The 11801-nt window shown below is 60.9% G+C and carries 11 protein-coding genes and 1 pseudogene; 6 read left to right on the forward strand and 6 right to left on the reverse strand.

Annotated features, from left to right (window positions below; genetic code table 11):
* A pseudogene (locus V7080_RS17575) lies at positions 1-635 on the forward strand (putative DNA modification/repair radical SAM protein); the annotation flags it as partial.
* Positions 632-2083, forward strand: a complete 1452-nt coding sequence (locus tag V7080_RS17580) for a UdgX family uracil-DNA binding protein (RefSeq protein ID WP_334189696.1) — start codon at positions 632-634, stop codon at positions 2081-2083. The pseudogene V7080_RS17575 and the gene V7080_RS17580, both read left to right, overlap by 4 nt.
* Before the next feature lie 20 nt (positions 2084-2103).
* Here the strand turns inward: V7080_RS17580 and V7080_RS17585 are convergent, their stop codons facing one another.
* The gene (locus V7080_RS17585; protein ID WP_334189697.1) at positions 2104-2547 is read right to left on the reverse strand and encodes a transcriptional regulator; all 444 of its coding nucleotides are present in this window, start codon (positions 2545-2547) and stop codon (positions 2104-2106) included.
* Positions 2548-2866: 319 nt separating this feature from the next.
* Here V7080_RS17585 and V7080_RS17590 point away from each other — a divergent pair, with 319 nt between their 5' ends.
* On the forward strand, positions 2867-3451 hold the full coding sequence (locus V7080_RS17590; RefSeq protein WP_334189698.1) for a hypothetical protein: 585 nt from the start codon (positions 2867-2869) through the stop codon (positions 3449-3451).
* Here V7080_RS17590 and V7080_RS17595 read toward each other — a convergent pair.
* Entirely contained in the window at positions 3430-3720 is a 291-nt protein-coding gene (locus V7080_RS17595) for a hypothetical protein (protein WP_334189699.1), read from the reverse strand. The genes V7080_RS17590 and V7080_RS17595 overlap by 22 nt on opposite strands.
* Before the next feature lie 570 nt (positions 3721-4290).
* Here V7080_RS17595 and V7080_RS17600 point away from each other — a divergent pair.
* From V7080_RS17600 to V7080_RS17610, 3 genes are all read left to right on the forward strand, one after another.
* On the forward strand, positions 4291-4941 hold the full coding sequence (locus V7080_RS17600) for an esterase/lipase family protein (protein WP_334189700.1): 651 nt from the start codon (positions 4291-4293) through the stop codon (positions 4939-4941).
* 110 nt (positions 4942-5051) lie between these two features.
* Positions 5052-5954 carry a peptidylprolyl isomerase gene (locus tag V7080_RS17605; protein ID WP_334189701.1) on the forward strand — a complete coding sequence of 301 codons (903 nt, stop codon included), beginning with the start codon at positions 5052-5054 and terminating at the stop codon, positions 5952-5954.
* Between the two features lie 30 nt (positions 5955-5984).
* On the forward strand, positions 5985-7007 hold the full coding sequence (locus V7080_RS17610) for a lipase secretion chaperone (RefSeq protein WP_334189702.1): 1023 nt from the start codon (positions 5985-5987) through the stop codon (positions 7005-7007).
* 19 nt (positions 7008-7026) lie between these two features.
* On the opposite strand, the gene V7080_RS17615 is transcribed toward V7080_RS17610, so the two are convergent.
* The 4 genes from V7080_RS17615 to V7080_RS17630 all read right to left on the reverse strand — a co-directional run bounded on the left by V7080_RS17615 (position 7027) and on the right by V7080_RS17630 (position 11621).
* A complete protein-coding gene (locus tag V7080_RS17615; RefSeq protein WP_334189703.1) occupies positions 7027-7701 on the reverse strand; it encodes a TetR/AcrR family transcriptional regulator in 675 nt (224 codons plus the stop codon).
* A gap of 52 nt (positions 7702-7753) precedes the next feature.
* On the reverse strand, positions 7754-8770 hold the full coding sequence (locus tag V7080_RS17620) for a glycosyltransferase family 4 protein (RefSeq protein WP_334189704.1): 1017 nt from the start codon (positions 8768-8770) through the stop codon (positions 7754-7756).
* A gap of 75 nt (positions 8771-8845) precedes the next feature.
* Complete coding sequence (locus V7080_RS17625) at positions 8846-10324, reverse strand: NAD-dependent succinate-semialdehyde dehydrogenase (protein WP_334189705.1); 1479 nt, start codon at positions 10322-10324, stop codon at positions 8846-8848.
* 94 nt (positions 10325-10418) lie between these two features.
* The gene (locus V7080_RS17630; RefSeq protein ID WP_334189706.1) at positions 10419-11621 is read right to left on the reverse strand and encodes a THUMP domain-containing class I SAM-dependent RNA methyltransferase; all 1203 of its coding nucleotides are present in this window, start codon (positions 11619-11621) and stop codon (positions 10419-10421) included.
* Between the last annotated feature and the right edge of the window lie 180 nt (positions 11622-11801).

Raw genomic sequence — 11801 nt, forward strand, 5'->3', positions numbered from 1 at the left:
ATGAGAAGGAGGCTGAACCGAAGAGCCCGGTATTCGCGCCTGCGGGGCAAAGCACGCAGATGATCGTCGGCGCCGACAAGACCGATGACAAGACCATCCTGTCCACCGCCGAGACGCTCTATCACTCGTACAAGCTCAAGCGGGTGTATTACTCCGCATTCAGTCCCATTCCGGAAAGTCCCGACGGATTGCCGCAGAAGCCGCCGCCGATGATGCGGGAACACCGGCTTTACCAGGCCGACTTCCTTGTGCGCGGCTACGGTTTCCAGGCGGCCGAATTGTTGCCGGCCGCCGGCAATCTCGCGCTCGATATCGATCCGAAACTCGCATGGGCACTGTCGCATCGCCATCATTTCCCGCTCGACCTGAACCTTGCGGACGCGACCCTGATTGCCCGCGTACCTGGAATCGGCTTGCGCAATACCGAGCGCTTGGTCAGCCTGCGGCGCATGCGGAAAATCCGCTATGCGGATCTGGCGCGGCTGCGGTGCAGCATGGACAAGCTCAAGCCGTTCGTCGTGACCGCCGATTATCGCCCTCGCCAGGACGATGCCAGTTCCGAAGTCCTTCGCCGTGCAATGACGGAAGCGCCATCCCAGCTCAGCCTCTTTCCGGCGCTGGAGGAGGCGGCATGAAGACGGCCCACGCCGCATCGTTCGACGAGTGGCGCAGCGCTGCGCGGGGCATGCTGGCGCAGGGCATTGCGCCGCACGATATCCGGTGGGGCGGCCAGCCTGTCGACGATCTCTTCGGTGCGGCGGATGCCGATGGCGAAGAGGCAGCCGCAGGGTCCGCATCGGCGACTGAAGCAAGCGGTGCGCCGGTGCCGCGCCGTTTGCTGTCAATGCTGGAAACGGCCGCTTGCTACCGTGACCCGGACCGCTGGGCCTTCCTGTACAAGGTGCTGTGGCGCTGGCATGCCGGCGACCACGTTGTTGTGTCGCCTGCCGACGAGGACGGGGCGCGCCTGCATGCCATGGTGAAGACGGTGCAACGGGAAATCCACAAAATGAACGCCTTCCTTCGCTTTCGCGAACGGCCGACGGATCGCGGCGCGCCGCGCTTTGTCGCCTGGTTCGAACCGCAGCACGATGTATTGGAACCGGTGGCGCGCCACTTTACCCGCCGCATGGGCAAGGCAAGCTGGCTGATCGCCACGCCGCAAGGCACCGCGATGTGGGATGGCTGCAGCTTGCGCAACGGTCCTCCGGCGATGTCCGGTTCGCTCGACGCCGACATGGACATCGCCGATGATGGCGAATCCCTGTGGCTTGCGTATTACCGCAGCACCTTCAATCCGGCCCGGCTCAACACCGGTGCGATGGAAATGCACATGCCGGTGCGCTACTGGAAAAACCTGCCGGAAGGGAAGCTGATCCCGGGGCTGATCAGCCAGGCCGGTGCCGGCGCGCAGCGTATTGCCCAGACGGCGGCGGTAGGCGAGCGGGGTGGAAAAAAAGTGCGTATCGACGCCGTACGTGCACAACCGGAAAGGCAGCAGCCGACGTCGCTGGACCAATGCCGCCGGTGCGATCTGTGGCGCAACGCGACGCAGGCCATTCCCGGCGCCGGTCCTGTTGATGCCCGCATCGTGCTGGTGGGCGAGCAGCCGGGCGACCAGGAAGATATCGCCGGCGTGCCCTTCGTCGGACCGGCGGGCAAATTGCTCGACAGTGCATTTGCGCAGGCGGGGCTGGACCGGCAGTCGACCTATCTCACCAACGCCGTCAAGCATTTCAAATGGGAGCCGCGCGGCAAGCGGCGGCTGCACAAGACGCCGGCCCAATTGGAAGTCGACGCGTGCAGTTACTGGCTCGATCATGAATTGGCGGAAGTCGGGCCGGCGGTCGTGGTGGCGCTCGGCAGCACGGCCCTGAAAGCGGTGCTCAAGGACCGCAAGGCAACGCTGACCGGCCGGCTTGGCCAAGCGATTGCCCATGATGGCAAGTGGATCGTGCGGACCTGGCATCCATCCTATGTATTGAGAGTGCCGGGCGAAGAAGCCAAGACTGCCGCATTTGCCGAACTGGTGGATGCATTGCGGCTGGCGCGCAGATTGGCGGAGGAAGCCCCGCACGAATGAAAGGAACGCAGCAACGTCGCTTACAACTTTGGCTGCAGCTGCTTGACGAGTTCTTCCACCAGGTAGCGGCATTCGGAAGGAAGCATCTGGATTTTCATCGCCAGTTCCAGCGCCTCGGGCGAAGGTTTGGCAGCTTGCCTGGCGTCGGCGGCCGCCTTTCCCTGCAAGGTCACGCCGTACCGGCCACGCTGTTCGGCGACTTGCGGCGGATTGGGCGGCGGGCCGTAATGCAGCCAGTGCTCGCTGACATTGAGCCACGCTGCCAGGGTCGATAGTTTGTCGCTGGTCGGAATCGCGCGTCCGGTCAGCCATTTATGCGCGGTCTGGGCAGAAATCGCGTTGCCCTGGTATTTCAGATTGAAGCGCAGGGCAAGCTCGGTCGCGCCGCGAACGGGTTCGGGACTGCGGCGGAGTGCAAGCTCCAGGCGTTTGGAGAATGCCGCTTTTTCTTCATTGGTAGGCATGCGCGCATTCTGCGTTACGTCATGTTGCAGTTAGTCAACTAAAAAAGATAAAAATATCTTTAAGTAGATAAAACTTCCCGACTTCAGATATCATTTCCCCATCACGACGCGAATGTTCCTGTGCCTGAAAAAGATAAGCGCGGGCACGGCACGGTGCAATGCGATCCACCAGCAAGCGAGTCACGGTATGCAACGAACGGGCCATAACGCTGCATCAACGAAGTGGGATGCCGACGAAAAACGCATGTGCACGTGATGGGCGACTTTAGAGCAAAAGGCTGGGACCTCTGGCCGACGCCAGTCTCTACGGGGAGAAGAAATGGGCAACAAGTTCCATCGAAAAGAGGGTATTGGAGGCCAACGGGGCGAAGAGGGCCAGGAGAGAGAAGAGGCGCCGGAGGAACGTGCGTTTGCGACGACATGCATGCTCATGTCGCTGATCATGGTGCCGTTCGGATGCCTGTTTATCGCCAGCGCCATTCCCACCGCGGTCCGGCGATTTCGTTTCGCCACCGAGCCGTATGAAAAGCTGTATTGGGGTTTGACTGCAGCCGGCCATCTCCTTATTACCTATGGCGCTGCGGTGCTGATCCTGTTGCTGATCGACGGTGCACGCGGGGAACAGTGGAACATCGTGCAAACCTGGCCGCTGCTGTCACGCGGCTTGTATGGTTTCGATAATCGCCTCATCCTGCTGCTGCTCGATTTGCTGGCGGTATTCGCCTGCGGTCTCGGACTGCTATGCGTGTCGCGTATTTACGGCTACACCGACGAGGACAATGCATGGTGGGCGTCGGACTGGCTGATACAGCGCCAGCGCCTGCATAACAAGGGATTCAAGAGCGGTCAAGTGCCGATCCGGTCCGGTACGTCCGTTACGCGTCAGAGGCGGGAAAATACCTGACGTATAACCGTGTCTTCCGGCTGATACTCCGGCCTGGGCAGGAAATGGGTCTCTGCCAGATGTACAAGCACGACGTCTTTCATCTTCAGCAATTTCCATCCCGCTCGTTCACCGCTCTCGCTGCCGCCTGCAAGCTGATAGCAGCGAATGACTTCCTCGCCGTTCTTATCCTTGCCGTAGATATGCGGCTCCACGATGCGTGAATAGCCGTGATAACGCAATTCAAGCACGCGCTTTTCTTTTACTGCCTGGTGGATCGTCGTGTTCATTGATCTGCGGTGAATGGTCTTGCCAATCAGACCACAGTGAACGATTACCGTTCGAACACAAATTCCAATCCAAATCAACCGCTGATGCCACGCTTGCAACGTTTGAGATGGGTCAATAGTAAATTCTGCGATGCAGAACCGAATGCTGCACCGCGAATTGCAGGTCTATTAAAACGATGTTAGATTCACGCTCATAAATAACGCCGATACAAACATCGGCACAAAAGCAGGAGACACACATGCCCACTCGCCAGCCGCGTTCATCCGTTTCGCTTTATCCCTGCACGCTTCGTTGCTCCTCAAAATTTCCCTGAAGAAACAATGCGTTTGCTTTCTGTTTCTCAATTTGCTCAGATTTTCCGGTTCTTCCGTTTTCGTCGCTGATATGTGTTTCGGCATTGCCGTCTGATAAGGCAATGACGCGCAACACAGGAAGGTGACGGATTTTCAGTAGTACTGCAATGCAGAACTTGCGCTCGAAACTTGATGCGAGTTCATTTGAACGTTGTTAGGTTTTATTTCGCCGTATCGCGGTGAAAGCCGCGGTTTTATTCAATCGAGGAGACACAGATGCAACGGAAACAAAAAAGCAAAATGATGTTGTCGGTATTGGCAGGTGCTGCGCTGTTAGGCAGCATGATGGCAACCAGCGCCATGGCCCAAACCGAGCCGCTGGTATTTGTTCACGGTTATTCAGGAAGCACATCCAATTTCAACACCATGGTGTCGCGCTTCACTTCGGATGGTTACCCATCCGCGAAGCTTTATCGCTTCGGCTACAACTCGCTCTACTACAGCAATAAATCCAGCGCCGACCAACTGCGCAATTTCGTCAATTCGGTGCGTTCGAAAAACGCTTACCAGCCGATCAGCATCGTCGCTCACTCCAACGGCGGATTGGTGTCGCGCTGGTACCGCGTAAAGCTTGGCGGCACCTCCACGATGCGCCGGTTCGTCACACTGGGCACGCCGCATAAGGGAACGACTTCCGCCTATGCGTGCTTCAGCGCTGCCTGTTTCGAAATGCGTCCTGGTTCCAGCTTCCTCAATGAGCTTGCCGGCCAGGGATGCGACCGTTCGCTGTGGTCGAGCAACGATGGCGTCATCTCCCCGGCGACCAACGCACAGTGCGGTACCAGTGTCCAGACCGCCAGTGTCAGCCACACCGCGCTGCTAAGCGACGCAAGCGTGTATAGCCAGTTGCGCCAGCAACTGCGCTGATATCGCCGGCGTAAAGATGGTGTAACACGGATGGAAAGCGGGGGAGGGAAGCCTCCGCCGCTTTTCGCGGAAGACCGCCGGCGCGGACCGGCAAGGAGCAGGAAGCAACCATGCAACTGGATATCACATCGTTCAAGCACCATGAGGGCAGGGTAAGCCGAAAATCGTATTGCCCAGCCGCATTGCTGCTCATGGCCGCCGTACTTGCCTCGGCGTCTCAGGCCGCGGACGCACCTGACGGACGGGTCATCGCCACTGTGAACGGCCAGCCGATCACCCGGGCGATATTCGATCAGATGGTGAACGTCAGTGTCGGGGTCGCCAATCCCTACGATGAAGTGACTGCACAGGAAAAGGCGGATCGCAAGGCCGCGGAGCAGAATATCGACCGTGTCAAACTGCTGGAAGACCTGGTCACGATGGAAGTGCTGGCGCAGAAGGCACGGGAACGCGGCATTCACCTGCGCAAGGATGTTGCCGCCGAAGCCGAACTGCAATACAAGACGCTGCTCGGCCAGCAACTGGTGCGTGACATCATCGCCGAGACGAAGGTCCAGCAATCGGACATCGCCGCCCGCTATGCCGCACAGAAGCCGGACCGGCAATACCAGGTCAGTCATATCCTGCTGAAAACCGTCACCCAGGCGCGGTCAGTCATCACGCAACTGGATCGCGGTACGGCATTCGCGAGCGTGGCGCGACGCCATAGCATCGATACGAATGCCGGCAAGGACGGCAGCCTCGGATGGCTGATGACGAACCAGATGACGGAAAATTTCGCGGCGGCCATGGTGAAACTTGCCGGCCAGGGCATGCCCGCCACCAGCCGCGAACCGATACAGACCGAGTACGGCTGGCATGTGATTCGCGTCCATGCAGCGCGCGACATGCCCAAGCCGCCGCTGGAGGCGATGCAGAACATCCTGCGCACCGACATCCTGCGCGAGCGGGTCGAAGCACGCATCGCCCAGCTCAAGCGCGAAGCGAGGCTGGAGCTGAAACTTTCGCAATAGCCGCATAGACTACCTGGACAGGAGGTTGCAATGACGACCTGGATTCCCAAATTTGCCGCCGCGGCCATCGTCGGCGCGCTCGCTTACCTGATGTATCCGTCCGACGACCTCCCCCGGTCGGCGGATCGGGGAAGTGCTGCACATGTGCCCGGGGTGGACAATCTCGGCAGCATCTTCGCTGCGCCGGCCGCTTCGCGCCATCCGGCCGCCTCCGTGCCGGCAACGCTTCCGCAAGCCGCATTGTTCGACGTGGACGGCAAGGGCGAGCTGCTCCTGGACGCGAGCGTATTGCCAAAACTCGACATCCTTCTCGGCAGCCTGCCGACCAATCCCGGCCGGACCGATCTGCAGCGGGTCGAGGAGGCGGCCCAAACCGGGCTTCCGGCAACAGCGCAAACCAAGGCTTTACGCATCCTGCACGGCTATATCGCCTACCGCAAAGCCGAAGAGGAAATCGGCGCCGCGCAGGCGGACGCGGCCAGCGATCCAATGAAGTATGCAATGAAGCCTGAACAGGCGCTGGAGCAAGTCATTGCGTTGCGTCGCCAGCATCTCGGCAAGGAAGTGGCCGACGCATTGTTCGCAGTCCAGGAAGCGCAGGCGAAGTTCGATCTCGAGATCGCCATGATCGAGGCCGATCCGACCCTTGCCGGCCGTGACAAAGCGACGCGCATCGCGGCATTGCGAAAAGCAGCGGCGCCGGAGATCGCTTACCACGGCGCAGATCCGCCGCAAGGCGAGAGCGTGGAGGAGAAGGTCGCGCTGCTGCGGCAGGGCGGCGCTGCGGAAAGCGATGTGCAGCGCCTGCGGCGGCAATATTTTGGCGAGGAAGGAGCGCGGGAGGTCGGCGAGATGGAAAACCAGAAGAACGAATGGGAACGCCGCTACCAGGCGTTCGCCCAGCAAAAGACCGCCTTGCTCGCCAGTGCGTCAAGTGAGCGGCAAAAACAACAAGGCGTTGAAGCATTATTGCGGCAGCACTATACGGAGGAGGAAATCGAGACGGCGCGCGCCTATGACCAGGGAAACAGCCGGATCAACGGCACGCGCTGAAAGCGAATGCGCGGCGGCGCTATGCAGGCTGGTTGGCCGAATCCCGCCGGCATTGCTCGGCCAGTCCGAGCAGGACGGTCTCCAGCAGGCCGGACACCAGTTCGCTTTCTTCCACGCGGGTCGGCCGCTCCCCGGGCGGGAAGCTGATCAGCAGCGATGCCATGCCGTGGGCGGCGGACCAGAATGCCCAGGCGTCGCGGCCCAGCCTCGTCGGCGTGCCGAAGGGTTCGAGGTAGGCGCGCATCACTTCCTTCGTCGTGCGGAAGGTATTGACCGAGGTGTCGAGAAGGCGCGGGTAATTGCTGTAGGGCGTGATCAGCGAACTGTGCATCAGGTTGAAGATCGCCGGGTGGGTCATGGCGAACTGCACATAACCGCGGAAAAAGCGGCGCAGGTGTTCCTTCTTGTCGGTCACGTCCGCAGTGGCGTCGACCATGGTCTTGGTCAGCAGGCGGAAACCTTCTTCCGCCACCGCCGCCAGCAACGTCGCCTTGTCGCCGAAATGATGCAGGGCGGAAGATGCGGCGACGCCGTTGCGGCGGGCCACTTCGCGCAGGCTGGTCATCGCCGCGCCACGCTCTTCCACCAGTTCCCAGGCGCTTTCCAGCAGCGCGCGGCGTAAGTCGCCATGGTGGAACGTATCGCGCTTGTCACGTTGAAGGGGAGGGGATTCGGGAGCTAGGGCTTCATTCATGATGTAAAAAAATTAACAATAAGTATTGCAATCGTAACATGCCGGAACTGGCTTACCCGAGGTAAAACGCCAGTCGGTCATGCTGGGAGGCCGGTGAATAAAGGGTTTCCACCGTTTCGCGCGCGGCTTTGCCTACCTGCGCGCGCAGGTCGGGGTTGGCAATCAGTTGATCCAGAATCTCACTTGCCTGCTCGGCCGTGTCGAACAGAAAGCCGTTCTCTCCATGCCGGATGCTGTCGGCATAGCCGCCGTGCGAGTGGCAGACGACCGGCAATCCGCAGGCCATCGCCTCGAATACGACGCGGCCGAAGGTTTCGACATGGACGCCTGTACGGTAATAAAAAATGTCCAGTTCCTGGAGGAATTGCGCTGCCGGGAAACGACCCTCCGGGTACACATGGATGCGTTCGCTCTGCGGCAGGCGGTCGGCAATGCAGCTTGCGCCTTGAAGCCTTATCTCGCAACCGCGATGCGCAAGCGCCGCATAAAGCGGTATGTCGTCCGGGTGGTGCTTGTCGGCCGTATCCCTGCTCATCCGGCCGACGATGACGGCCCCGTCCATGGCGCGCGGCGCGGGCGCTGCGGGAACGAACTGGCCGATATCGATGGGTGACGGATGCACCTGACCCTCCACGCCGGCCAGCGTCTTCTGGAACTCCGAAATCACCACGTACTCGGTGCGCGGCCAGCGCAGCAGGCGCGGCATGCGGGAGGTCAGCGCCACCACCTTCGGATGAAAGGTGTTGTACACATAAATCAGGCGGCGCGGCTTGCGGACGAGATAGGGCCAGAATTTGTTGCGCCAGTGCGCGCCGACGAACACATAGTTGCCGCCATCCGGCAGCAGCCCTTTGTGCGGCGCGACGCGCCGGATCGGGAATGCTTTGGTCAGTTGGGGTGATACCCGCGATGACGTCGCCCACAGGTGGACGTCGGCTTTGTCGCGCAGCAGCTTGAATAACGACAGCGCTTCCAGTTCGCTGCCGCCATACGGATTCAGGAAGCCGTTGAAGATATGGATTGTGTTGCCGGCGACGGCGGGGTGGAAGGCGGCCTGTTGAGCGCACATGATCTGGTTGCCGGGATGCAAAGCGCGAAGCCTAGCACGAGGGCCCGCGTTTGCGATACCTGTCAACTTTGCCGATCAGACGCCACCCATACATAAATACTTCATTTCCAGGTATTCCTCGATACCGTATTTCGAGCCTTCGCGCCCGAGGCCGGATTGCTTGACGCCGCCGAAAGGCGCGACTTCGTTGGAAATGATGCCGGTGTTGATGCCGACCATGCCGTATTCCAGCTTTTCCGCCACCCGCCAGACGCGGCCGATGTCGCGCGAATAAAAATAGCTGGCGAGACCGAATTCGGTATCGTTGGCGGCGGCAACGGCTTCCTCCTCGGTCCTGAATGTAGCCACGGCGGCAACCGGTCCGAATGTCTCCTCGCGCATGACCAGCATGTCGCCGGTGACCCCGGACAGGACCGTCGGCTCGTAGAAATGACCGCCGAGCGCGTGCGGCTTGCCGCCGGTCAGTACCTTCGCGCCCTTGGCCACCGCATCCGCGACGTGCTCCTGCACCTTCGCCACCGCCTGGTCGTCGATCAGCGGACCCTGAACGATGCCCTGCTCGAAGCCGTTGCCCACTTTCATCCTGGCGGCGCCGGCAGCCAGTTTTTCGACGAAGGCGTCATGGATCGACTCGTGCACGTAAAAGCGGTTCGTGCATACGCAGGTCTGGCCCGCGTTGCGGTATTTCGACACCAGCGCACCCTCGACGGCCGCATCGAGATCGGCGTCCTCGAACACGATGAATGGCGCATGGCCGCCCAGTTCAAGTGCCAGTTTCTTGACCGTCGGTGCGGACTGCTGCATCAGGATGCGTCCGACCGGCGTTGATCCGGTGAAGGAAAGATGCCGCACGACCGGGCTGGCGCACAGCAGTTTGCCGATCTCGATCGACCGCTCGGAATCCGCGGTCACGATATTGATGACCCCGGCGGGCAAACCGGCGCGGTGCGCCAGTTCCGCCACCGCCAGCGCCGACAGCGGCGTTTGCTCCGCCGGCTTGATGACGATGGTGCAGCCGGCGGCGACGGCGGGACCGACCTTGCGGGTAATCATGGCAATCGGGAAATTCCAGGGCGTGATCGCCGCGCAGACGCCGATCGGCTGCCGGAGCACCATCATCCGCTTGTCGCTCCAGGTCGAACTCATCACATCGCCGGAGACGCGCTTGGCTTCCTCGGCAAACCATTCGATGAAGCTCGCGCCGTACATGACTTCGCCCTTCGCCTCGGCCAGCGGCTTGCCTTGTTCGGCGGTCATGATGGCGGCCAGGTCGTCGGCATGGACGATCAGCAGATCGAACCATTTGCGCATCACGGCGGCGCGCTCCTTGCCGGTTTTCGCGGCCCATGCGGGGAATGCCGCCTGTGCCGCATCGATGGCGGCCTGCGCTTCCGCCGCGCCCATGTTGGGCACGGATCCGATGGTCACGCCGTCGGCCGGATTGGTGACGTCGAACTGATGCGCGGCGCCGGTCCAGGCACCGTTCAGGTAGGCCTGGCTGCGCAGCAGCCCGGGATCATTGAGTTTGGGAAGACCTTTGACGGCTTGCAGCATGATGGCTCTCCTGGGATGGCGAAAAAAGCAAGGATAGCGCAATCGCCAGCGAAACGCCGGGGTGATTCAGGTCCGTTCTGCCGGCGTCAGGCGATCATGCTTTCGGCTTCGCTTCCTCGCGCCGGTTGAAGCCGGCCACCATGTCGAAGCGGAAAAGGCGGCATTCCAGCGCGCCGTTGAAAAACGGCGTCTTGCGCGATTCCTTCAGGCGCAGCATCTTCGGCAAACCCAGATCGGCCGAGAAGAGAAACACCTTCCATCCGGCAAAGCGCTGCTTCAGCGTCGTGCTGAAAGCGGCGAAGAATGCATTGGCCTGCTCATCCGTTTCGATCGTGCTGTCGCCGCGCACGCCGATGCGTTCGCCGTAAGGCGGATTGGTCAGGATGATACCGGGTGTATCGGAGGGCGGCTTCACTTCCTGCGCTTCGATCTGCTTCAGCGGCACCTCGAACTGGATGCCGGCCTTGTTGAGGTTGTTGCGGGTCATGACGATCATGTCGCCGGAAATGTCGCTGCCGAAAATCGTTGGCACGGTCGGCAGCGGATTTGGCTTGATATTGCCCTTGATCGCCAGCCATTGCGCCTGGTTGAAGTCGTGGAATTTTTCGAATGCGAACGCACGCCGCGCGCCGGGCGGGATGCCGGCCACCATCTGGGCCGCTTCGGCGAGGATGGTGCCGGAGCCGCACATCGGATCGAACAGCACCATGCCCGGCTTCCAGCCAGACACCCGCAGCAGTCCCGCCGCGAGGTTTTCCCGCAGCGGCGCATCACCGGTCTCGAGGCGCCAGCCGCGCTTGAACAGCGCCTCGCCCGAGGTGTCCAGGTACAGCGTGAAATTGCGCGCATCGAGGAAGCCGACGATGCGCATGTCCGGGGCTTTGGTGTCCACCGATGGCCGTTCGGAAAACTGATCGCGGAAGCGGTCGCAGATCGCATCCTTGATTTTCAGCGTCGTGAATTCCAGGCTTTTCAGCGGCGACTTCACCGCCGTCACGTCGACGCGGATGGTGTGGTGCACGCTGAACCAGTCTTCCCACTCCTGTGCCAGCGCGAGGTCGTAGATGTCGTTCTCGTTCGTGTAGCTTGCGTGGGCGATACGCAGCAGCACGCGGGAGGCGATGCGGGAATGCAGGTTGACCAGATAGGAATCGGTCAGTTCTCCGGAGCAATGCACGCCGCCGGGGACCTGGTTGTGGACTTTGAGTGTTTTGCTTTGCTGGGCGATTTCGCCGAGTTCTTCGGCGAGCGCGGCTTCGAGGCCGCGGGGGCAGGGGCAGAAGTAGGAGTGTGACATGGTGGGGTACCTTTTATCCGTTGTGTGTTGACAGCTGGTCTGTCGGTTATGTTGCGGGGTTGATGAATGATTTTGTTTGGGTGTTTTTCTTCGGTAATACGAGTTTGTTCTTTCTCCGAGGAGAGAAGCCGGGACTGGCCCCGGCGGGCCACCTTCTTTTTTGCTTCGCCAAAAAAGAAG

The sequence above is a fragment of the Noviherbaspirillum sp. genome, assembly GCF_036846085.1.
In the GTDB taxonomy this organism is placed as follows: domain Bacteria; phylum Pseudomonadota; class Gammaproteobacteria; order Burkholderiales; family Burkholderiaceae_D; genus Noviherbaspirillum.

Bases quoted from the DNA above. Each gene is read 5' to 3' on its own strand.
- V7080_RS17580 (WP_334189696.1), top strand. From the start codon at position 632: ATGAAGACGGCCCACGCCGCATCGTTCGACGAGTGGCGCAGCGCTGCG.
- V7080_RS17585 (WP_334189697.1), bottom strand. From the start codon at position 2,547: ATGCCTACCAATGAAGAAAAAGCGGCATTCTCCAAACGCCTGGAGCTT.
- V7080_RS17590 (WP_334189698.1), top strand. From the start codon at position 2,867: ATGGGCAACAAGTTCCATCGAAAAGAGGGTATTGGAGGCCAACGGGGC.
- V7080_RS17595 (WP_334189699.1), bottom strand. From the start codon at position 3,720: ATGAACACGACGATCCACCAGGCAGTAAAAGAAAAGCGCGTGCTTGAA.
- V7080_RS17600 (WP_334189700.1), top strand. From the start codon at position 4,291: ATGCAACGGAAACAAAAAAGCAAAATGATGTTGTCGGTATTGGCAGGT.
- V7080_RS17605 (WP_334189701.1), top strand. From the start codon at position 5,052: ATGCAACTGGATATCACATCGTTCAAGCACCATGAGGGCAGGGTAAGC.
- V7080_RS17610 (WP_334189702.1), top strand. From the start codon at position 5,985: ATGACGACCTGGATTCCCAAATTTGCCGCCGCGGCCATCGTCGGCGCG.
- V7080_RS17615 (WP_334189703.1), bottom strand. From the start codon at position 7,701: ATGAATGAAGCCCTAGCTCCCGAATCCCCTCCCCTTCAACGTGACAAG.
- V7080_RS17620 (WP_334189704.1), bottom strand. From the start codon at position 8,770: ATGTGCGCTCAACAGGCCGCCTTCCACCCCGCCGTCGCCGGCAACACA.
- V7080_RS17625 (WP_334189705.1), bottom strand. From the start codon at position 10,324: ATGCTGCAAGCCGTCAAAGGTCTTCCCAAACTCAATGATCCCGGGCTG.
- V7080_RS17630 (WP_334189706.1), bottom strand. From the start codon at position 11,621: ATGTCACACTCCTACTTCTGCCCCTGCCCCCGCGGCCTCGAAGCCGCG.